This is a genomic window from Mucilaginibacter oryzae, assembly GCF_003148845.1.
Classification (GTDB): domain Bacteria; phylum Bacteroidota; class Bacteroidia; order Sphingobacteriales; family Sphingobacteriaceae; genus Mucilaginibacter; species Mucilaginibacter oryzae.
Genome location: NZ_QGHA01000004.1, coordinates 288,590 through 312,534, shown reverse-complemented (window position 1 = coordinate 312,534; position 23,945 = coordinate 288,590). Strand labels below are relative to the sequence as shown.

The 23,945-nt window shown below is 45.8% G+C and carries 14 protein-coding genes; 12 read left to right on the top strand and 2 right to left on the bottom strand.

The genetic code is table 11. The features are described from left to right. Positions 1–6 precede the first annotated feature (6 nt). From bcp to LX99_RS13120, 6 genes are all read left to right on the top strand, one after another. Positions 7–468, top strand: coding sequence for a thioredoxin-dependent thiol peroxidase (bcp, locus tag LX99_RS13145; RefSeq protein ID WP_109608291.1), 462 nt, complete (start codon positions 7–9; stop codon positions 466–468). 52 nt (positions 469–520) lie between these two features. After that, the gene (locus LX99_RS13140) at positions 521–1,366 is read left to right on the top strand and encodes a transketolase (RefSeq protein ID WP_022831992.1); all 846 of its coding nucleotides are present in this window, start codon (positions 521–523) and stop codon (positions 1,364–1,366) included. Between the two features lie 99 nt (positions 1,367–1,465). Then, positions 1,466–2,431: a transketolase family protein gene (locus tag LX99_RS13135; RefSeq protein ID WP_031266682.1), complete on the top strand. Its 966-nt coding sequence runs from the start codon at positions 1,466–1,468 to the stop codon at positions 2,429–2,431. A gap of 31 nt (positions 2,432–2,462) precedes the next feature. Further along, positions 2,463–3,017, top strand: coding sequence for an RNA polymerase sigma factor (locus tag LX99_RS13130; RefSeq protein ID WP_109608290.1), 555 nt, complete (start codon positions 2,463–2,465; stop codon positions 3,015–3,017). Positions 3,018–3,068: 51 nt separating this feature from the next. Beyond that, entirely contained in the window at positions 3,069–4,106 is a 1,038-nt protein-coding gene (locus LX99_RS13125; protein WP_109608289.1) for a hypothetical protein, read from the top strand. An 18-nt stretch (positions 4,107–4,124) separates the two neighbouring features. Continuing rightward, on the top strand, positions 4,125–4,622 hold the full coding sequence (locus LX99_RS13120; RefSeq protein WP_022832893.1) for a hypothetical protein: 498 nt from the start codon (positions 4,125–4,127) through the stop codon (positions 4,620–4,622). Between the two features lie 209 nt (positions 4,623–4,831). On the opposite strand, the gene dnaE is transcribed toward LX99_RS13120, so the two are convergent. Further along, positions 4,832–8,416 carry a DNA polymerase III subunit alpha gene (dnaE, locus tag LX99_RS13115; protein WP_109608288.1) on the bottom strand — a complete coding sequence of 1,195 codons (3,585 nt, stop codon included), beginning with the start codon at positions 8,414–8,416 and terminating at the stop codon, positions 4,832–4,834. A 251-nt stretch (positions 8,417–8,667) separates the two neighbouring features. On the opposite strand from dnaE, the gene LX99_RS13110 reads away from it, so the two are divergent. The 5 genes from LX99_RS13110 to LX99_RS13090 all read left to right on the top strand — a co-directional run bounded on the left by LX99_RS13110 (position 8,668) and on the right by LX99_RS13090 (position 20,684). Further along, on the top strand, positions 8,668–13,851 hold the full coding sequence (locus tag LX99_RS13110) for a translocation/assembly module TamB domain-containing protein (RefSeq protein WP_109608287.1): 5,184 nt from the start codon (positions 8,668–8,670) through the stop codon (positions 13,849–13,851). A 6-nt stretch (positions 13,852–13,857) separates the two neighbouring features. Continuing rightward, entirely contained in the window at positions 13,858–16,134 is a 2,277-nt protein-coding gene (gene tamL, locus LX99_RS13105; protein WP_109608286.1) for a translocation and assembly module lipoprotein TamL, read from the top strand. A 123-nt stretch (positions 16,135–16,257) separates the two neighbouring features. Further along, the gene (locus tag LX99_RS13100) at positions 16,258–16,722 is read left to right on the top strand and encodes an aspartyl protease family protein (RefSeq protein WP_109608285.1); all 465 of its coding nucleotides are present in this window, start codon (positions 16,258–16,260) and stop codon (positions 16,720–16,722) included. Positions 16,723–16,966: 244 nt separating this feature from the next. Next, the gene (locus tag LX99_RS13095) at positions 16,967–17,797 is read left to right on the top strand and encodes a M57 family metalloprotease (RefSeq protein WP_109608284.1); all 831 of its coding nucleotides are present in this window, start codon (positions 16,967–16,969) and stop codon (positions 17,795–17,797) included. An 88-nt stretch (positions 17,798–17,885) separates the two neighbouring features. Then, entirely contained in the window at positions 17,886–20,684 is a 2,799-nt protein-coding gene (locus tag LX99_RS13090) for a S8 family peptidase (RefSeq protein WP_109608283.1), read from the top strand. Between the two features lie 76 nt (positions 20,685–20,760). On the opposite strand, the gene gyrB is transcribed toward LX99_RS13090, so the two are convergent. Then, entirely contained in the window at positions 20,761–22,719 is a 1,959-nt protein-coding gene (gene gyrB / locus LX99_RS13085; protein ID WP_109608282.1) for a DNA topoisomerase (ATP-hydrolyzing) subunit B, read from the bottom strand. Between the two features lie 608 nt (positions 22,720–23,327). Between gyrB and LX99_RS13080 the strand changes: the two genes are divergently transcribed. Then, positions 23,328–23,924 carry an OmpH family outer membrane protein gene (locus tag LX99_RS13080; protein ID WP_109608281.1) on the top strand — a complete coding sequence of 199 codons (597 nt, stop codon included), beginning with the start codon at positions 23,328–23,330 and terminating at the stop codon, positions 23,922–23,924. The last annotated feature ends 21 nt before the right edge of the window (positions 23,925–23,945 follow it).

Below are 23,945 nucleotides of genomic sequence, written 5' to 3'. Positions count from 1 at the left end.
TATACCATGACAACATTAAAAGAAGGCGATAAAGCCCCTGATTTTACCGCTAACGATCAAAACGGCAAAGCCGTATCCCTTGCCGATTACCGTGGCAAAAATGTGATCCTGTATTTTTATCCTAAAGACGATACACCCGGCTGTACCGCCGAATCGTGCGATTTTCGCGACAATTACCAATCGCTTTTAGGTAAGGGTTATGAAGTAATAGGTGTTAGCACCGACGATGAAAAATCGCACAAAAAGTTTGAAACAAAATATAGCCTGCCATTTACCCTGATTGCCGACAGCAGCCACGAAATTGTGGAAGCCTACGGCGTTTGGGTTGAAAAAAATATGTACGGCAAAAAATATATGGGCACCGCCCGAACCACATTTGTAATTGATGCAGAGGGGATTATTAAGCACGTGATAACTAAGGTTGATACCAAAGCTTCATCACAACAGGTGCTGGACCTTGTAAAATAAGTGTTAAAAACACAATCATAATAGCTACTTTAGCATTCCCTATTATCAATTAATGAAAGCAGACTTACAAACTTTAGAAAAAACCGCGTCGCAAATCAGGCGCGACATTGTACGCATGGTACACGGCTGCCAGTCGGGCCACCCGGGCGGCTCTTTGGGCTGTACAGATTTCTTTACCGCGCTATATTTTTCGGTAATGAACCACGACCCTAAATTTAACATGGATGCCATTGGCGAAGATATTTTCTTCCTGTCAAACGGCCACATTTCGCCCGTGTTTTACAGCACTTTAGCACATGCCGGTTATTTTGATAAAGCCGAACTGGCAACCTTTCGTAAACTGAACTCACGTTTACAGGGCCACCCAACTACGCATGAGCACCTTCCGGGCATCCGCATCGCTTCGGGCTCATTAGGTCAGGGCTTATCGGTGGCTATTGGCGCAGCGCTTGCCAAAAAATTAAACGGCGATAAATCGTTGGTGTTTAGCTTACATGGCGACGGCGAGATCCAGGAAGGCCAGATCTGGGAAGCGGCGATGTTTGCTCCGCACAACCACGTTGATAACCTGATCTCTACCATTGATGTTAACGGTCAGCAAATTGATGGCCCTACCAAACAGGTACTTTCATTAGGCGATCTTCGCGCTAAATGGGAAGCTTTTGGCTGGGATGTATTGGATATGAAAGGTAATGATATGGCCGATGTGGTTAGGGTGCTTGAAGAAGCGAAAAGCCGCACCGGTCAGGGTAAACCGATTATGATTTTGATGCATACCGAAATGGGCTATGGTGTTGACTTTATGGTGGGCAGCCACAAATGGCACGGTGTTGCGCCAAATGATGAGCAGCTTAAACTGGCTTTAGCACAGTTGGAAGAAACACTGGGCGATTATTAAGCCCCCCGGCCCCCTGAAGGGGGAGCATTAAAAACATCAATTTATTATCACGATTTAAAACCAAATTCCTTTCCTTGGATGAGGGGAGGGTGAGGCAAAATGAAAAAATATACTTACACAGATAAAAAAGATACCCGCTCGGGTTTTGGCGCCGGATTGCTGGAAGCCGGCAGAAAAAACGACCAAGTTGTTGCCCTTTGTGCCGACCTGATTGGTTCGTTGAAAATGCAGGATTTTATTAAGGAATTTCCTGAACGTTTTGTACAGGTTGGCATTGCCGAAGCCAACATGATTGGTATTGCCGCCGGTATGACCATTGGCGGTAAAATTCCTTTTACCGGTACATTCGCCAACTTTTCTACAGGCAGGGTTTACGATCAGATCCGCCAATCAGTAGCTTACTCAAATAAAAACGTTAAAATTTGCGCTTCGCACGCCGGTTTAACACTGGGTGAAGATGGTGCTACCCACCAGATCCTGGAAGACATCGGCCTGATGAAAATGTTACCAGGCATGACGGTGATCAACCCTTGCGATTACAACCAGACCAAAGCCGCTACCATGGCTATCGCCGAGTATGAAGGCCCGGTTTATTTACGTTTCGGCAGGCCTGTGGTGCCTATCTTTACCGATCCTGATCAGAAATTTGAAATTGGCAAAGCCTGGATGGTAAACGAAGGCGCTGATGTAAGTATTTTCGCTACCGGTCACCTGGTATGGGAAGCTATCCTTGCCGGCGAGAAATTGGCTGAGGAAGGTATCGATGCCGAGATCATCAACATCCACACCATTAAACCGCTCGACGCGGAAGCTATTTTAAAATCGGTAGCAAAAACAGGCTGCGTGGTTACCGCCGAAGAGCATAACCGTTTAGGTGGCCTGGGTGATAGCGTTGCGCAGGTATTGGCTGCAAACAACCCAACCCCGCAAGAGTACGTAGCTGTAAACGACAGCTTTGGCGAAAGCGGTACGCCTGAACAACTGATGACCAAATATGGCCTGGACGCGGATCATATTGTGGCGGCAGCTAAAAAGGCCATCGAAAGAAAAAACAAAAAGGCTTAATAAACCTTTAACATTAATAAAATTCTAAAAAATGTCGGTACAGGTTGAAGATTCAGAGATATTAAGCAAATTTCAGGACGAAAAGACCCGGAATGAGGCGTTTAACCTGTTGTTGAAAAAGTACCAGCAAAAAATATACTGGCACATCCGCCGTATGGTTGTTGACCATGACGACGCGGATGACCTGGTTCAGGATGTTTTTGTAAAGGTTTGGAAAAACCTTGCCGGTTTCAGAAACGACGCGCAACTGTACACCTGGATGTACAGGATAGCATCCAACGAGTGTATTACCTTTCTGAACAAGAAAAAACAGAAAAATAATATACCGTTGGATGATGTTGCTTACGAACTGGCCGATACCCTGGCCGACTCGACCTATTTTAACGGCGACACTGCGCAGCGTAAACTGCAGGAAGCCCTGCTTACCCTGCCCGAAAAACAACGGCTTGTTTTCAATATGAAATATTATGAAGACATGAAGTACGAAGAAATGTCGCAGGTTTTGGGTACCAGCGTGGGGGCCTTAAAAGCGTCTTTTCACCTGGCGGTTAAGAAGATAGAAGCGCACTTGCTGGGTAAAGATTAATTTTTTAATTTACGTTAAACCTTTTAGCACATTACTAATCTATAGTTGTGTATGAAAAGCGATATGGACAATAGGGAATGGCTGGATGATTTCATCGCGCTGAAACAGGTTAGCTTAACTAACCCGTTTACAGTGCCTGAAGGCTATTTTCATGAGTTAGCGCAGCACATTACAACACGCATAAGGCTTGAGGGGTTAAAAAATTATCCATCTGCAGGGTACACCGTACCGGCAAACTACTTCAACGAATTAGAGAACAACCTCCGGAGCCGTATAAATATTGAAAGTGCTTTAAGCGCCGGAGATTCGGGATTTACCGTACCCGAAAACTATTTTGATGAGCTAAGCAGCAATATTCAAAGCCGCATTGTGGTTGATGAAGCCATAAAGGCGGGCGAGGGCTTTACGGTGCCCGAAAACTATTTCGACGAGCTGAGCAGCAATATCCAGAGCCGTATATTGGTTGAGGATGCGATGGGTAATGAAGGTTTCACCGTGCCGGAAGGCTACTTTGATGAATTGAGCAGTAACATCCGCAGCCGCATAGCTGTTGAGCAGGCCATGGGCGATGAGGGCTTTACCGTTCCTGAAAATTATTTTGAGGAGCTGAGCAGCAACATCCAAAGCCGCATAGCGGTTGAGGAAGCCATGAATGCGGAAGAAGAAGGTTTTGTTGTGCCAATTAACTACTTCGAACAGCTTAACCGGCGCATACTGGATAAAACCGTTAACGCAGAGGTTGAAGTAGTGCTTGAGCCGGATAACGTTGTTAGTATCAACAAAAACAAGCCTGTTCAGAAAAAAGGTATGGTTAGGAGGCTTTGGTCTTCGCCGACTATCAGGTATGCCACCGCCGCCTGCTTTGCCTTGATATTGGGTGTTGGTGTTATTTTTAGGGGAGATATCCAGTCTCCTGATCATGATCATTCATACCTGCACGAGGAGGTATCGTCTGTACCGGTTGATGAAATTAAAAGTTACCTGCAGTTGCATATGGACGCGAGCGATACCCGCACGCTGATGGATGCCAACCAAAAAGCCAATGCGGGTAATGCAGATGAAGATCTGTCGGATTATATAGATAATTAAACAGGGAGACAATAGTTAATGAATAGTTTGATCAGGCATATTTGTATTGTTTTATTTGTTGTGGCGATAGGCTATGAGGGGCAGGCGCAGGTAAACCGCTTTGTACCCGCTCAAACCCCTTCCCGGCCTCAGCTTAACCCGGCGCGCCCCAAAAAAGGCGGAATGGGCAAGAAGCTGGAAGCCGCCCGTAACAGGTACATCAGCAGGCAGCTTGATTTAACCGATGACGAAGCTACCAAATTCTGGCCCCTGTACAGCCAGTACCAGCAGGAACTTACAGCGGTGAGGATCCTGAAGCGTTTAAACAACTCAAACTCATCCACCAACGGCACCGAACAGATTGATAAGGAAATTTATTACGAAAGCCAGCTGGTAGGCATCCGCAAACGCTACCGCGATTTGTTTGCCAAAATACTTCCGCCCGAAAAAGTGAGCATCCTGTACAAAAGCGAACAGGAGTTTAATGACGAACTTATTAAACAGCTAAGCGAGCGCAGCGAGCGGGCGGGGAATTAGGGTTGGTGATTTGAGGTAAATTACCAAGAGGATTGATCATTATTACAATTCCTGATTTTGGCTTTAAACTCCTCCCAACTGATACCTTTAACTCTCCCACTCTTCTCATAATCATCAACCCGCGATTGCAATTCATTTAAGAAATCCGCGTCATCCCAATGATTCTATGGTTCTTCGTTCGGTTTAGTTTCACTCATAAGTTTAACTTTTTAACTCAGCACCGGCTCCTCATTAGTCAAGCTGAATATCCCTTCCATCAGTTCATCGCTGGGGCTTACTTTAAATGATTTGGATGATAGCTCAACCTGCATTAACTCTTCCCTGTCCCTGATCTGGAAGCGGAGTTTGCAGTTTTTTACCGGGTACTTCTCATTATTTTCATTGATCATCTGCTGTATATCATCAAGCAGCTTGCTGGTAAGCTTGTTCGCATCGATACAAACCGTTAATGATTTGGTAAGCTTATCGCGCATTTCGGATAGCAGGTCCATCACCGTAATGCGCAGGTCCCAGTTATCCTTCTGGCGGAATTTTTCTTCGATGGTGCCCTTGATATGCAAAAAGTAACCATCCATCATCATGTTCCGAAACTTCACATAATCATCGCCAAAAAGGGCAAACTCGTACGACTCATTATAATCCTCCAGCACAAAAGTACCGAAGGGTTTGCCTGTTTTGGTTATTTTATGCTGAACGTTGGCTACCAAACCACCTATTCTGAGTTCGCCTCTTCGGCGCAACTCGTTAAAGGCCGCGGTAACGTCTTCGCCGCCCTCGCCCGAGCGGGCTTTTTGCATCAGTTTCAAATCGCTTACCGTAGCGTTACAAAAACGCTTCAATTCAACCTTGTAATTATCCAGCGGGTGCCCGGTTAAATAAATGCCGATAACCGTTTTTTCGTGTTTCAGTTTTTCAATCAGCGGCCACTCGTCCACATCGGGCATGGCAGGCTCGGGCACGTAAGATGCTACCGAACCGCCGAATAATGACGATTGCGAGCTGCTTTGTACATTCTGGTAATCGTTGGCATACTTAATCAGCCGCTCTACACCTGTTAAGGTACCGAGCTCCGTTTTGGCGAAAAATTGCGCACGTTTAAGGCCGAAACCGTCAAAAGCACCGCCATAAACCAGGTTCTCGTACGATTTACGGTTAACACTCCTGGTATTTGACCGGCGCGCGAAATCATATACGCTTTCGAATGGACCATTTGCAGCGCGCTCTTCAATAATACTTTCAACCGCCTTATCGCCCACACCTTTAACACCGGTTAACCCGAAACGCACCTGCCCGCGCTTGTTCACCGCGAAGGCCATGTCCGATTCGTTGATATCCGGGCCCAGCACCTCTACCCCCATCCTGCGGCACTCCTCCATAAAGAAGGTGATCTTTTCGATGTTGTTCTGGTTGTTCAATACCGCCGCCATGTACTCGGAAGGGTAATGTGCTTTCAGGTACGCGGTTTGATAAGCCACAAAGGCGTAACAGGTTGAGTGCGATTTGTTGAACGCGTATTGGGCGAAAGCCTTCCAGTCGGTCCAGATTTTGGTGAGTTTATCTTTGGGGTGGCCTTTGGCAACGGCCCCGTCCATAAACTGGGCCTCCATTTTGTTCAGTACCTCAATCTGCTTTTTACCCATCGCCTTACGCAAAACGTCGGCGTCGCCTTTACTGAAGCCTGCCAGCTTTTGCGACAGGAGCATCACCTGTTCCTGGTATACGGTGATACCATAAGTTTCGCCCAGGTATTCCTCCATATCTGGTAAATCGAACACAATAGGCTCGCGGCCATGCTTACGGGCAATAAAGTTAGGGATATACTCGATAGGGCCCGGACGGTACAGGGCGTTCATGGCTATCAAATCCTCAAACTTATCGGGCTTTAACTCGCGCAGGTACATTTGCATACCGTCACTTTCAAACTGGAAAGTACCGTTGGTATCGCCGCGCTGGTAAAGTTCGTAGGTTTTCTGATCTGTTAGCGGGATGTAATCAATATCTATAGTGATACCATGGTTTTGCTTGATCATCCGCAGGGCATCCTTAATAATGGTAAGGGTTTTGAGCCCCAGAAAGTCCATCTTGATTACGCCTGCATCCTCAATTACACGGCCATCATACTGGGTAACCAACAGGTCCGAATCCTTTGCCGTTGCCACGGGTACAATCTCCGTTAAATCGTAAGGGGCAATGATGATACCCGCAGCGTGTACACCTGTATTACGTACCGAACCCTCCAGTTTTTCGGCCTCGCGCAGTACCTGGGCTTTCAGGTCGTTACCGTTCAGGATCTCTTTTAATTCCGGCACCTGCTCAATAGCGTCTTTCAGAGTGATCCCCAAAGTTTCGGGCACCAGCTTTTTCATGGCGCTTACATCGGCCAGGGGCATATCCAATACGCGGCCCACATCCTGGATGCTGGTACGGGCAGCCATCGAACCGTAGGTGATGATCTGGGCCACCTGGTTTTTACCATATTTATCAACCACATAGTCGATAACGCGCTGTCTTCCGGCATCGTCAAAGTCGGTATCAATATCGGGCATTGATTTACGGTCGGGGTTCAGGAACCTCTCGAACAGGAGGTTATATTTGATCGGGTCGATATTGGTGATCCCGATACAATAAGCCACCACCGATCCCGCCGCCGAACCACGACCCGGACCAATAAATACGCCCATATCCCGCCCGGCCTTGATAAAGTCGGCCACAATCAAAAAGTAACCGGCGAAACCCATGGTACGGATGGTGAACAACTCGAAGTTAATGCGCTCTTCAGCCTCCGGACTGATATCGATATAACGCTCCTTGGCCCCCATAAACGTAAGGTGCTTCAGGTACTCCCATTGGTTCAGGGTATCGGCATCGGGCGTTTTGTGAATTTTAAATTCTTCGGGGATGATATAGTTGGGCAGCAGGATGTCGCGCTTAAGCTTCAACACCTCTACCTTGTCAACAATCTCGTTGGTATTATCTAACGATTCGGGCAGGTCATGAAACAGCTGCCCCATTTCGGCCTGTGTTTTAAAATAAAACTGGTCGTTAGGGAAACCGAAGCGATAGCCTTTACCGCCTTCCTCGTCGGTTGCTATCGGCGTGCTTTGCATATCGCCGGTGTTTACGCAAAGCAAAATATCGTGCGCGTTCGAATCCTGCTGATCCACGTAATGCGAATCGTTGGAGCAGATCACCTTTACGTTGTACTTTTTAGCATAGGTAAGCAGTACATTATTGATAATCTGCTGCTCCGGGATGTCATGGCGTTGCAGTTCGATATAAAAATCCTCGCCAAACAGGTCAAGCCACCATTTAAATTCCTTTTCCGCGTTTTCGGGCGTGTCACGCAAAATAGCCTGGGGCACCGATGCGCCAATGCAGCAGGTGGTGGCTATAATGCCTTCGTGGTATTTTAAAATAAGTTCCTTATCAATACGTGGCCATTTACTGTACAGGCCTTCCATATAACCCAATGAGCATAATTTAACCAGGTTTTTATAGCCTGTCGGGTTTTTAGCCAGCATCAGCTGGTGGCGCCTTACATCCTTATTCTCTTTAGTAAATTGCTTTTTATGCCTATCTTCAACCACATAAAACTCGCAGCCCACAATGGGTTTTACATTGTGTTTACCGGCCTCGGCCACAAATTTAAATACGCCGAACATGTTGCCATGATCCGTAATGGCGAGGGCTTTCATACCATCCTTAGCGGCTTTTTTGTACAGCTTCGAGATATCGGCGGCACCGTCAAGCAGCGAGAATTGGGTATGTACGTGGAGGTGAGAAAAATCAGGCATAGTAAATCCGTTTCAACAAAATCGTTATGAAATGCAAAGTTATCAAAAAACAAGTTCAGCGATTGGGTGTTGAAAATAAAAAGCCTCACCCGATAGCCCCACCCAAACCCTCCCCGGAAGGGAGGGCTTTAAAAAAGTTAAATTAAAAGTCTCCCCTACCGGGGGAGATTTAGAGGGGGCTGACCGCTGCTTGGCGTTCTATTTGTTTATAATGAAGCTTAATCATCTTAACCTTTGAAATACTTATACCATTGAAAAAAATACTACGAATAACCCTTAAAACCATTCTTTGGATACTGGTAAGTGTAGTTCTGCTGGTTATCCTTGTAGTAATTTTGATACAGGTACCTGCTGTACAAAACTTCGCTAAAAACAAAGCTGTAACTTTTTTACAAAATAAAATTCATACCAAAGTCCAGATCGGGCATATCAGCCTCGGTTTGCCTAAATTATTGGTATTAGAAAATGTGTATTTTGAAGATCAGAAAAAAGACACCCTGATAGCCGGCGATAAACTGAAGGTTGATATCAGCATGCTGAAACTGCTGCACAATCAGGTTGAGGTGAACGAGATCAACCTGCAGGGCATTACCGCCAACGTAAACCGCGGCGCCGATAGTGTTTTCAACTTCGATTACATTATGAAAGCCTTTGCGGGTGAACAGAAAAAAGAGGTGAAGCCTACCGATACCACCTCAACCATGAAGTTTTCTGTTGATAAGATTATCCTCGATAAGATCAACGTAAAATATAAGGATGCCATTACCGGTAATGATGTACAATTTTTACTGGGCCATTTTGATACCCGGGTTAAGGATTTTGACCTGGATAAGATGAAATTCACCATACCAAAGATCACCTTGAGCGACGTGAACGCGAAGATCATCCAGACGCCGGTTGGTCCGCCGCCTCCAGATACCACAACGGCCCCGTTAAACATGGACCTGAACTTAGGCGTGATCGATATCTCCAAAATAAAAGTAGACTACCAAAGCGCCGAAATGGGTGCCAAAGTTGACCTGAGTAAGTTTTTGGTAGAGATGGATAAGATCGACCTGAAAAACCAGAAAGTAGGGATCAAAAACATCGAGTTAAGCGATACCAAAGCAGGCCTAACTTTAGCCAAGCCTAAAACCGTAGCCAAAGAGGTTGTTAAAGCGGTTAAAAAACTGGATACGCTGGTATCATCGCCAACTAAATCGGCCTGGCGGGCAACCATTGGCAAAGTTACTTTCACTGACGATGATATCAAGTTTGATAACGAGGCGCAGAAAGCTATTGCAAAAGGCCTTGATTTTGGTCACATGGATATCCGCAGCCTGAATGCCGAAGCCGAAGAAATTTCTTACAGTCCGGATACCATTTCAGGCAAGATCAATTCTTTCAGCTTTAATGAAAAAAGCGGTTTAAAGGTTAATAAGTTCCACACCGCGTTCCTGTACGGGCCGACCAATGCGTATATGAATGACCTGTTGCTGGAAACGCCGAATACCACGCTGCAAAAATCAATACAGGTGCGTTACCCATCTATTGATGCCATTACCAAAAACATCGGTGTGCTGGGCATCAATGCCAATTTAGATGGCAGCCGTTTGGGTTTAAAAGATGTTTTATTGCTGATGCCAACCATGGCCGGCATGGAGCCTTTTAAATCATCGCCGGGTACCGTGTTTAAAATTAACGGCAAAGTAAGCGGACAAGTAAACAACCTGGACATCCCTAACCTCGAAGTTACCGGCTTAAGCAGTACGCACATCAAGGCATCTGCCAAAATGAAAGGCCTGCCCGATGTAAATAAGGCAACCTTTGATGTTAACCTAACCGATTTTAGCACCAGCCGGAGTGATATAGCCAGGCTGGCCCCGGCGGGCAGCATCCCGCCAAATGTGAGTATCCCCGAAAAAATGAACCTTAAAGGTATTTTTAAAGGGAGCATGTACAGTTTTAACACCAAAATGGTGCTCCGCTCAAGCTATGGCGCGATTGATTTAATTGCCAACTTAAAAAACGGGCAAAATAAAAACGCGGCTGCCTATACCGCTAACATCAAAGCAAACGAGCTGAATGTTGGCGCGCTTACCAAACAGCCGCAAATGGTTGGCCGCATTACCATGAGCGCTGATTTGAAAGGAACCGGCCTCGACCCCAAAAAGGCAAGCATAGCGTTTAACGGCAATGTGGCCAAGGCTTATGTAAAAGGTTATACCTATCAAAACCTGGTAATGAAAGGCACATCAAGCAACGGCGCTTATACGGCCGTTGCCACCATGAAAGATCCTAATATCAATTTCAGTTTGGATGCCAAAGCAAATCTTAGCAAAAAATATCCGGCCGTTAAAGCCACTTTAAATGTGGATAGCATCAACCTTAAAAATTTGAATTTTGTTAAGGATGAGATGCGCTTTCACGGCAAGATCGTGGCAGACATGCCAACTGCCGATCCGGATTATTTGAACGCCGATATCAAAGCCACCGACCTGCTGCTGGTGAATAAAACGCAGCGCATTAAAATGGATACCATCAGCCTGGTATCTACCGCGACTGCCGATAGCAGTACACTGCGTTTAAAAACCCCTGTCATGAGTGCACACATGGCCGGTAAGTATAAGCTTACCCAAATTGGCCCGGCCATTCAGGATGTAATCAACAAATATTTTAATACGGCCATAGCGGGCGGTCAGCAGGTAGCAGTAAAAGGCAAAAGCGGCAAAACGGTTAAAACCAAACCTGCACCGACAGCTAAATACGATGCGCAACAGTTTACGTTTGATGCGAGATTGGTTAAAACACCGTTGCTTAGCCAATTCGCACCTGATCTGAAACGGCTCGACCCGGTATTGCTTAACGGCAGCTTTAACAGCCAAACCGGCGAACTGGTGGTTAAAGGTTCATTGCCTAAAGTGGTTTATGGTACCAACACGGTTAATAAAGCATCGCTTAACATCAATACGGCTAATAATGCACTTAACTATAACTTCTCGGTTGATGAAGTGAAAGTTGGAAGTTCGGTAGACCTGTTGTACACCAGCGTTTCCGGTGCCGCGCAGAATAATAAGGCAGGTGTAAGCATACAGGTTCGCGATGCCGCAAAAAAAGAACGCTTCAGGATAGCGGGCACCTTCAGCATTTTACCTAACGAGTACCAGTTTAGCTTTAATAAAGATGGCCTGCTGCTTGATTATATGCCATGGGCTGTTAGCGATGACAACTTTTTACAATATGGGCAAAAGGGCATCCTGGCGCACAATTTCGCCATTACCAATAACAACCAGGTATTGAGCATTAACAGCAGTACCCAGGAATTTAACAGTCCGCTTAATGTGAAGTTCAATAACTTCCATATTGAGGCATTGACAAAAATGGCCAAACAGGATTCATTGCAGGTTGGCGGCACCATTAACGGCGACGCACAGGTGAGCAACTTCCAAACCTCGCCGGTGTTTACCGCCGCCATCAATGTAAATGATTTCAACTTTAAAGGAGATACCGTTGGCAACATCGCCCTTAAGGTGAACAACCAAACTGCCAATGCCTACGCCGCCCAAATGAACATTACCGGCAGAGGTAACCAGGTTGATCTGAACGGCACCTATTACACCGCGCCCGAGAGCCGTTTTGACCTCGACCTCAATATTGCTAACCTGAGCATGAAGAGTATCGAGGGCTTCAGCTTCGGTAGTATCCGCAATTCAACGGGTAATATTACCGGTGGCCTTAAAATATCCGGCACAACAGCGGCACCGTCGGTACGGGGCGACGTACATTTTAATAAGGTAGGATTTAATGTATCCATGCTCAACTCCTACTTCAGGATGCCGCAGGAAAGCATCACTTTCAACAACGAAGGCATTAGGTTTAATGATTTTACTTTAGTTGATTCGACAGGGCAAAAAGCGGTGGTTAGCGGCAGCATCTACACCAAAACCTATACCGATTTCGCTTTCGGGATGGATATCAATGCCGACAACTTCAGGGTGACCAACTCAACCCAGGCAGATAATAAACTGTACTATGGTAAGCTTTATGTAGATACCCGCATCAAAATCCGCGGTAATATGGCGAAGCCTGTAGTTGATGCCAACTTAACGGTAAACGATAAAACCGACATGACCTTTGTGCTGCCAACTAATGATCCGGCAGTTGAAGACCGTAAAGGCGTAGTTGATTTTATTGATAAAGACGCGCCTAAAATGGATTCGATTTTATTGGCCCGCCAGCTGGATTCGCTCAAAAAATCGGATGTTACAGGGCTTGATGTTTCGGCTAACATCACCGTTAATAAAAATGCCGCCTTTACCATTGTAATTGACGAACGCAACGGCGATGTGGTACACCTGAAAGGCGAAGCGAACCTGAACGGCGGCATCGACCCAAGCGGCAAGATCAACCTTACCGGTACCTATGTGGTTAACTCCGGCTCTTATAACCTGGCTTATGCCACCGTTAAACGTACTTTCAACTTTAAAAAAGGCAGTACCATTGTATGGACCGGCGACCCTACCAGCGCCAATATCGACCTGACGGCTATCTATGTGGCCAACGTTCCCCCTATCGACCTGGTTGAAAATCAAACCACCGAAACCCAGAACATGACCATGTACAAGCAAAAACTGCCTTTCAATGTTAACCTTAACCTAAAAGACCAGTTGCTTACGCCTAATATCAGTTTTGATATTGTGCTGCCGGATAGTACGTACTCGGTATCGTCAGATGTAGTGAGCACGGTAAATACCCGCCTCGCACAGATCAGGCAGGACCCTAACGAACTGAATAAACAGGTGTTAGGCGTGCTGGTGCTGGGGCACTTTATAGGTGATAACCCGCTGCAAAGCCAGGGTGCAGGTACTACTGTAGAAGGCACTATCCGCAACAGTGTAAGCAGCTTACTGTCTGATCAGTTAAACAGGCTTGCAGGCAGTTTAATTTCCGGTGTCGATCTGAATTTTGGCTTAACCTCCGGCGAGGATTACTCATCGGGAACAGCCACTAATCGGACGGATTTGAACGTTGGCCTATCTAAACGCTTCCTGAACGACAGACTTACCGTAAGCGTGGGCAATAACTTTAACCTGGAGGGCAACCAGCAGGGCCAGAAAGCATCCAATATTGCCGGCGACGTATCCATCGCCTATAAATTAAGTAAAGATGGCCGTTACACCCTGCGCGCTTACCGTCGCGATGAGTTTATTGTGATTCAGGGCCAGATTATTGAAACAGGTGTTGGCTTTACGCTAACGGTTGACTATAACCGTTTCCGGGAAATCTTCCGCAAGCGTACGCCTGAAGAACGCAGGCTGCGCCGCGAATACCAGCAAAAGCAAAAAGAGGAAAAGGAAAAAAAGGACCAACAGCAAAAGGAAGCCGATAAGGCGCTGGAGCAAAAAAACACGCAACAGCAGCAAGACAAGCAACCCCAAACAACTACTTCAAACTAAGCCTATATGACTAAAAATTTTAAATATATCCTGCTATCTTCTGTTTTGCTGAGTGCCTGCAGTACCACCAAGTTCCTGGCGCCCGGGCAGAAATTATACACAGGCGGTGAAGTAGTGATACAGGATTCTGTTTTGAAAAAGAGCGAAAAGAAAGCCTTAAGCGAAGAACTCGGCGCCTTATTGCGCCCGATGCCTAACAGCACTATTTTAGGCATGCGCTTTAAATTATGGCTATACTTTAAAACACAAACCAAAAAAACCAAAGGCCTTGCGCACTGGCTCCATAAAAAAGGTGAGCCGCCGGTACTGGCAAGTTCCGTAAACCTTGAACAGAACAGCAATATATTGCAAAACCGCCTGCAAAACGAAAGTTATTTCCAGGCACAGGTAAGCGGTGATACCGTGAGCAAACCAGGTTCAAAAGTAGCCAAGGCGGTTTATACTGCCGTAACCGGTCCGGGATATAAGATCAGAAAAGTTGTTTTCCCGCAGGGTAAAAGCAGTATCGATACCGCTGTTGCAGGTACATCGGCCAAAACATTGTTAAAGCCCGGCGATAAATATAACCTGGATGTAATCAAGACCGAGCGTTTACGGATTGATGCCAAACTGAAAGAAGAGGGGTTTTATTACTTCGCGCCTGAAGACCTGATTATGCACGTAGACAGTACGATTGCCGGGCACCAGGTTGATATTTTTGTAGCCGTTAAAAACGAAACGCCGGGCAGGGCGAAGAACATTTATACCATCAACAACATATTTGTTTACCCAAGCTATACCCTGCGCGATACCTCGCTGATGAAAGATAAAGCCATTTTTTACAAATGGTACAATATAGTTGAACGCCGCAATACGGTGCATACCTATGTGTTTGCCAATACGGTGTTAATGCGCCCCGGCCAGGTTTATAACCGTACGGCGCACAATAACTCCTTAAACCGTTTCATTAACCTGGGCCCGTACAAGTTTGTAAAAAACCGGTTTGAAGACGTATCCGCCGATTCGTCAAAACTGGATGTGTACTACTTCCTTACGCAGTATAAAAAGAAATCATTATCGCTGGATATTTTAGGCCGCACCACATCAGCCAACTACACCGGTACGCAGGTTAACCTGAACTGGCTAAACCGCAATGCTTTTAAGGGCGCCGAATCATTAAAAATCACGCTATTTGGTAGTACCGATGTGCAGGCAGGCGGGCAAAACGCGGGGTATAACGTGTACCAGGCCGGTATCCAGACAACGCTTTCGTGGCCACGTTTTATCGGCCCCATTTACCCTAAAGCCGCGGATGCCTATATCCCACATACTAATCTAAGTTTGGGCTACTCTATTGTTAACCGTCAAAAATTGTACAACTTAAATTCGTTCAACTTATCATTCGGTTACCAGTGGCGCGAAACCGAGCACCGTTCACATGAACTTAATCTTATCAATTTTCAGTTTGTGAACCCGCTGAGCGTTTCTGATGAATATAAACAAAGTATAAATCCGGCGAACGGTCCTGTTAATCCAGCCCTAAAGCATGTGATTGATAAGCAGTTTATATTGGGGCCAAGTTATAGCTATACTTTTACCAATACCAACGAGGATTATCGTACCAATACCTTTTACTATAATGGTAAAGTAACTCTCTCGAATAATCTCTACGGTTTGGTAATCGGCGCCGACAGCGCGGGCGGCAAACCTAAAAAGCTATTCGGCGCTATATTCAACCAGTTTATAAAGCTGGAAAACGAGATCAGGTATTTTCATAAAACAGCGCCCAACAGTACCGTTGCTACAAGGTTTATTGTAGGTGTTGGCTTACCGTACGGCAATTCAACCCAACTGCCTTATAGCCAGCAATTTTTTATCGGCGGGCCAAACAGCTTACGTGGTTTCAGGGCGAGGGCTATCGGCCCGGGTTCATTTGACCCGCAAACGGGCGTTGGTACCGGAGGATTTTTGGCCGATGAATCGGGTGATATTAAGGTGGAGGCTAATATCGAATACCGTCCAAAACTGTTCAGCATAGTACGCGGGGCTTTGTTTGTTGATGCGGGTAATATCTGGCTTCTTCACTCCAACGGCTCGCAACCGGGCGCGGTATTTACCAAAAGCTTCCTGAATGACCTGGCAATTGATGCCGGTTTCGGTTTAAGGTTTGATTTAACGGTGCTGGTGCTGCGCACCGACCTGGGTATCCCGCTGCGTACGCCTTATGTTAGGGCCAATGAGCCGCGTTGGGATTTTAACTTTAACAAGAGCGTGTTTAACCTGGCCATCGGGTATCCGTTTTAATTTGACATCACTATCATACAGAAGCTCTGGTTAACAGCCAGGGCTTTTTATTTGAATCAACTATTTTAATCAGCAAATTTGCAAATCTGTAATTTGCACATCCAAAATCCGCACATCTCACAAATGACCATTTCAGTTCCGCTACGCATCATCGACCTGCATGGCGATGGCTTCCATCCCTTAGTTGACGTTGTATTATTTGCCCAGCCCTTTACCATGGTGCTGGATACCGGCGCTTCCAAAACCGCACTGGACCGTACGATTTTAGCCGAAGCCAATAAACAGATGAACATTATGGCCAGCGACAAACTCTCTACCGGCCTTGGCACCAACACCATGGAATCATTCACGGCATCGGTAAGCGATCTGCACATCGGCGAACTTGCCGTTGCCGAATTTGAGGTGGCTGTGCTTGATCTGTCTACCATCAACGTAGCCTACAGCCATATGGGCCACCCGCAGGTTTTGGGTGTTTTGGGCGGTGATATTTTAACGAAATATAAAGCGGTTATTGATTATGGAAAGGAAATACTGAAACTGAAAACACGCCGGAGCCGACTGCGCGGCGCTATGAAAGTTGTCAAGTAGCTATCCTGTAACTATTTCCCGCATAAAAAAGCGAAAAAAGATCAAAAAAAACTGGTGTATACTAAATCGATTTTCAAACATTTAAAAGTATGATTTTCATATTGCTTAAATAAAACTATCCATAAAAAGCATATTTTATTCAATATCAATTAAATATTAATAACTTTTTATTTATATATTACGTATAAGTTAATAGCGCTGGCCAGTTGCTGAGAATTTATTACATCTAAACGTAACTAAAACAATGAAAAGAAACCTTTTAATTGGGATTGGGTTAAGTGTGCTTATCGCAATCTCCGTGCTATTCTCATGTAAAAAAGAAAGCAAAACACAAACCGGCACAACCGGTAAAACAGAAGTATCTGATGATGTGTTGAAAAACATAGCCAGCCTCGGTTTCAGCACCGATGATGTACACCGCCAGGGCGATAATTACCTTGTTGAAGGCGATATTTTACTAACCCCTGCCAACCTGGCAGAAGTAAGCACCAGCCCCACCCTGCGCATTGCCGATGTTGAGCAATACCGCACCACAAACCTGGTTAAAAACTTACCACGCACGGTTACTGTATCGGTATCAAACCTTCCTACTGTTTACCTCAACGCGGCTACTGCCGCCGTAGCACGTTACAACGCCTTAAACCTTACCCTTAAATTTCAAATGGTAAGCAGCGGCGGCGCTATTCAAATTATCGGTTTTAACCAGGGACCAAGCGGCGGTTACATTACCCTGGGCTCATCGGGCTTCCCTACATCATCCGGCAACCCTTACAGCCAGATCCAGATGAATACCAACGCGCAGGCCTACGGCAGCAATCCTGACCTGGGCTACGTTACCTCGGTAATACAGCACGAAATGGGCCATTGCATCGGGTTCCGCCATACCGATTACATGAACCGCGCGTTCAGTTGCGGCGGGGCGCGCGATAATGAAGGTTCGGCAGGTATAGGTGCTATTAACATTCCGGGTACGCCAACCAAGGCCGATGCAGGATCATGGATGTTGGCCTGCTCAACCGGATCGGACCGTACCTTTAACGCTAATGATCAAATCGCGTTAAATTACCTGTATTAATTGAGGTTTAGCTTATGATCAGCTAAAATACATTCACAAAAGGGAAGGCTGCAGCTTCCCTTTTGTGGTTTTGCCACATCAACCGCCTATGACTAAAACCGTACTTATTTCAATATTGCTTTTGCTCTGCTTCAAACTGTCCTGGTCGCAAAAGCCCATGAGTGATAAAGCCGTTGCATTGATATATAAAGCGCCGAATGCCGCGACACCAGGTTTAAGCAATACCAATCAAACCTATCTTGTTAAATTTAATGATCCGCTTAAGGCCCAGCATCAATACCACATCCTGAAACAGATCACCTATAACTACTTTATCGTATCCCACTCCCCCCAACTCAGTGCCGATCCCAATGTTAAGGATATTTATATTGCTACACCGCTATGGAAAGCGACAGACAACCTTGTAAAAACCTGGCAAAAACATCCCGATAAAACGCAAACTATCGAGGTTGCGGTAACGGCTTCAGATAGTGCCATCGCCCGTTTAAATTCCATAGGCAAGGTAATTACCCGGGCAGGTAACCTTGTACGGATCAACATAAAAAATGAAAACCTCCCTGAGTTGCTTCAAAACAATTTTGTACTATTTGCTAACGAGGTGCGCCAGGCCCACGAAGAACTTGCCGTAAACGATATTGATCTCGGCGTAAATACCATATCGGCTATCCGGGCCAACCAGCCCGAAATAACCGGAAAAGACATTAATGTAGCGCTAAAGGAAAACAGGTATGATGACGACCTTGATCTGTTAGGCCGGTCTTTCCATTCATTTAACACAGCTTCTATAACTTCCGGCCATGCCACTACCATGGCTACTTTGATTGGCGGTAACGCCAACTCCTACATCAAAGGCAAAGGCACGGCACCCGAAGTGAGGTTTACTTCATCAACCTTCGAAAACCTGATGCCCGATAGTGATGAAACTTTTAAAAAATTTAATATTTCGGTACAAAACCACTCTTACGGTACCGGCATCGAAAATTATTACGGTACAGAGCCCGCCGCTTACGATAAGCAGATTGTTGAAAATGATTCACTTGTGCATGTATTTTCATCAGGTAATATAGGCAATACGGCCCCGGAAACCGGAATTTACGCCGGGATTAACGGCTTTGCCAATCTTTCGGGAGATTTTAAACAGGCCAAAAATGTGCTGGTAGTTGGGGGCACCGGCCGTACCGGTATTGCGGAAGAACTAAGTTCGGCCGGACCCACATTCGACGGGCGCGTTAAACCCGAAATTATTGCCGATGGCGAAGATGGAACGTCGGGAGCAGCCGCGTTAACTTCGGGCGCGGTGGCCCTGTTGCAGCAGGCTTATAAAAAACAAACCGGTCACCAGCCTTCGGCAGCTTTAATAAAAAGCATCCTGATTAATACTGCCGATGCAGTTGGCGATACACCCGGCCCCAGCTTTAAATCGGGCTACGGCAGCCTCAATGCCCTTGAAGCTATCCGGACTGTTAATAATAAACAATTCATCAGCGGCTCGGTCACCAACGCCGGCGAAACCAGCTACCAGGTCGCCATTCCGGATAGCTGTAAAGAATTTAAAGTGACCCTGGCCTGGAACGATATACCTGCCGGTATTAACACCAGCAAGGCACTGGTCAACAACCTTGACCTCCGGGTTATCACGCCGGGCGGCCAGACGATTTTACCCTGGGTGTTAAGCAGCTTCCCTTCTGCAGATTCGCTTAAAGCCCCGGCAACCAGGAAGATGGATACCATTAATAATGTTGAGCAGGTAACGTTAACCAACCCGGCAGCGGGAGTTTACACCATACAGGTTAAAGGCAGCAGGGTAACAACTGCGCGTCAACAATTCCATATCGCTTATCGCAGCATCCAAGCCAATCATTTTGAGTGGATCTACCCTTCCGCAAACGATCAGCTTTTTGCCGATGATGATAATTACCTACGCTGGCAAAGCTCCTTTCCGGATGTTCAAGGTAAAATAAGCGTGAGCTATGATCATGGGGCATCCTGGCACGAGCTTGCAAACGCCTCGCTGAAAGCAAAATACTATACCTGGCATAGCCCGGATGTTTTTACCAGGGCGATGCTTAAAATGGAGACAGGGCAACAAACCTATTACAGCAAACCATTCAGCATTTCGCGCCCCCTGGCTTTAAATGTTGGATATAACTGTACCGATGGCACGCTATTGCAATGGCCTCCGCAAGCGGGCAGCCAGGGCTACACGGTTTATACTATCAAAGATAACCTGCTGCAAAAGCTCTCAACCACTGCCGATACCATGATGATTGTCCCGGCATCAAGCCAAACATCGGTATACTACGCGGTCAGCGCCGCCGGGAATGGCTTTGAAGGGATAAAAAGCTACACAATTGATGTTACTACACAGGGTGTAGGCTGCTATGTAAAAACATTACTGGCGGGCATTATTAACAATGCCGCGGTGCTCAGCTTAAATTTGGGCACTTACTTCAACCTTAAAACAATCAGCTGGGAAAAATTGACTTCACCCGGCATCTTTACAACTTTAGCTACCATACCCGTAAGCGCTGCTACCAGCTACCAGTATACCGATGGTAACCTAAAAAAAGGCAAACAAACCTATCGCGCCCAATTAACTACCGTTACGGGTAGCATCATCTATTCCAACCTTGCCGACGCCACTTACCTGCAACCTCAACAGTTTGTAATTTATCCCAACCCTGTTGCTGATCAACTTAACATCCTGAGCGGCGATATCAACAATTATCAGATTAAACTATATGGTATTGACGGCAGGCTCAACATCAGCCAAAACTTTAACGGGTTACAGAACAGCATCCCGGTAAGGCTTGCATCGGGCGTTTATGTTTATGTGATTGAACTGAACGGGAAAGTGGTTTATAAAGGAAAGCTAATCAAGATATAAAAAAAGCCTGTCCTCCAAAAAGAAACAGGCTTTTTTTATATCAACCATCCCTCCCCCTTCAGGGGGCCGGGGGGCTTTACGAATCTATCTTGGCATATTTAGCGTTGCGCTCAATAAACTCGCGGCGTGGCGCAACCTCATCACCCATAAGCATGCTGAATGTATGATCGCACTCGGCGGCATTTTCGATGGTGGCGCGTTTTAGGGTACGGGTTGCCGGGTTCATGGTAGTTTCCCAAAGCTGGATGTCGTTCATCTCGCCCAAACCTTTGTAACGTTGCACATGTACGCTATCTTCTTTACCGGCACCTTTAAGGCGCTGTATAGCCGCATCACGCTGCGCGTCGTTCCAGCAATATTCGTACTCTTTACCTTTTTTAACCTGGTATAGCGGCGGCGAAGCAATGTACACATAACCAGCCTCAACCAACTCTTTCATGTAACGGAAAAAGAAGGTTAAGATCAATGTGGTAATGTGCGATCCGTCCACGTCGGCATCCGTCATGATGATGATTTTATGGTAGCGGAGCTTGGTTAAGTTGAGCGCTTTATCATCCTCAGGCGTACCGCGGCTAACGCCCAGGCCGGTAAACATGTTCTTGATCTCTTCGTTTTCGTAAATTTTGTGTTCCATGGCTTTCTCCACGTTCAGGATCTTACCACGTAATGGCAAAATAGCCTGGTACTCGCGGTTACGGCCCTGCTTGGCGGTACCACCCGCCGAGTCACCTTCTACTAAAAACAACTCGCAAAGGGTTGGATCTGAGTTGGCACAGTCTGACAGTTTACCTGGCAAGCCCGAACCTGTCATCACGCTTTTGCGTTGTACCATTTCGCGCGCTTTACGGGCGGCTGCGCGGGCAGTGGCCGCAAGGATCACTTTATTCACAATCAGTCGGGCTTCTTTAGGGTTTTCTTCCAAAAAGTTACCTAAAATTTCGCCAACGGCTACGTCAACCGCTCCCATCACCTCGTTGTTGCCCAACTTGGTTTTGGTTTGGCCTTCAAACTGCGGTTCCTGCACTTTTACCGATACTACGGCGGTAAGGCCTTCGCGGAAGTCATCACCGCTAATCTCCACTTTTACGTTTTTCAGCAAACCTTCTTTATCGGCATATGCCTTTAAAGTACGGGTTAAACCACGGCGGAAACCTGCCACATGTGTACCACCCTCGATGGTGTTGATGTTATTTACGTACGAGAATACGTTTTCGCTGTAGGTATCATTGTATTGCAGGGCCAACTCAACCGGGATACCGCCTTTATTGCCGTCTACATAAATTGGCTCGGGGATGATCGGTGTGCGGGTGCCATCTAAAAACTTAACAAATTCGCGTAAGCCACCTTGCGAGTAAAACTCCTCACTGCGGAAGGTACCGTCCTCCATTATTTCGCGTTCATCGGTTAAACTCAGGCGGATGCCTTTGTTCAGGAACGAAAGTTCGCGCAAACGGGCGGCAAGGGTATCATATTTATATTCGGTAGTGGTGGTAAAAATTTCCGGGTCGGGCTGGAAAGTTTGGATAGTACCGGTTTTGTCCGATTCGCCTATCGCCTTCACCTCGAACATCGGTTTACCACGCTCGTACTCCTGCGTAAAAATTTTACCTTCTCGGTGAACTATAGTTTTAACGTGGGTTGATAGCGCGTTTACGCAACTTACACCCACACCGTGCAAACCGCCCGATACTTTGTAAGTATCCTTATCAAATTTGCCGCCGGCGTGCAAAACGGTCATTACTATTTCAAGCGCCGATTTACCTTCTTTGGTATTGATGCCTGTAGGGATACCGCGGCCGTTATCAGCTACGGTAATGGAGTTGCCAACGTGTATAGTAACCTTTATATCATCACAGTAACCAGCCAGGGCTTCATCAATGGAGTTATCAACTACTTCATACACAAGATGGTGCAAACCTTTAACACCGGTATCGCCTATATACATCGAAGGGCGCTTACGCACCGCTTCCAAACCTTCTAAAACCTGTATATTATCTGCTGAATAATTGGATTTGTCCTGAATTTCTTCGCTCATATTTATTTAATGAAACAATCTTCAAACTTACAAAAAATACCCCATAATAACGATTATTTGTGGATAAAAGTACGGTTGTGGAATTTGTCAGAACCGGGATTGTCTGAATCAGAATTTACAGAATTTTAGGATTAACAGAATTTGTCAGAACCAGAATTTGCTTTATTAGCTGAACCGGAATTAGTGAATTAACAGAACAGCCAGAATTTTAAAGCGCCAGGCAAAAATTTCATAATTCTTCCATTGGAGAAATTCCTGTTCAGAAAAAATCAGCAAAATCAACGCAAAAAATCATCAGCAGTCAAAATCAGTGTAATTCTGAAAACAGAAATCGGGGTAATCAAAAATTAACCGGTGTAATGGAAAATGAATCCCAAATCAAAATACCGCTTGTCCAAGAGCCGGAAGGAGGATCTATTTAAACCCCTTACCTGAAATTGGGGTAATCAAGATCCAATCGGTGTAATCCCAAAAAACAAAAATTAACCGGTTTAATCCACAAAAACAAATCCAAAATCGAACATCCAAAATCCCAAATCTAAATTAGGATACTTGCCACGAAAGATTATCTTTGTCAAAATTTTACAATATTTTTCAGAATTGACAAAATGAAAACCAGTGCTTCAGTTTTAACCAAACTTACTTTAGGATTAGCAATTGCAGGTAGCATTGCCGCCTGTACTCAAAATAAAACCGCCGATAAACCGGCTGCTGCAACCACCACGGCAACGCCCGATAAAGAAGCTATTGTTTATGTAAACTCGGATTCGTTACTAAACAAATACGATTATTTTAAAGATCTTTCTAAACGTTTAGAAGAAAAAGGTAAAGCATCGCAAGCCGACCTACAAGGCCGCGGCCAGGCATTTCAGCGCGAGGTTGCCGAATACCAGAAAAATGCAGCTACCATGCCGGCCGATCAACGCCAGGCTACTGAGCAACGCTTAGCTAAAAAACAACAGGAGCTGCAAGGTTATTCGCAAAACGCGGGCGCCGAGTTTCAGAATGAGCAGGCTTCCGAAAACGCTAAACTTTATGATAAAATCGCCGATTTTGTTAAAGGTTACGCTAAAGAAAAAGGCTACAAAATGGTGTTAACTTATTCAAAAGCTAACCCAACCGTACTTTACGGCGATCCAAGTTTAGACGTTACTTTAGACGTTGTGAAACGCCTTAACGAAGCCTACGCTAAAGACAAAAAATAACATCAATTTTAAAAATTTGAT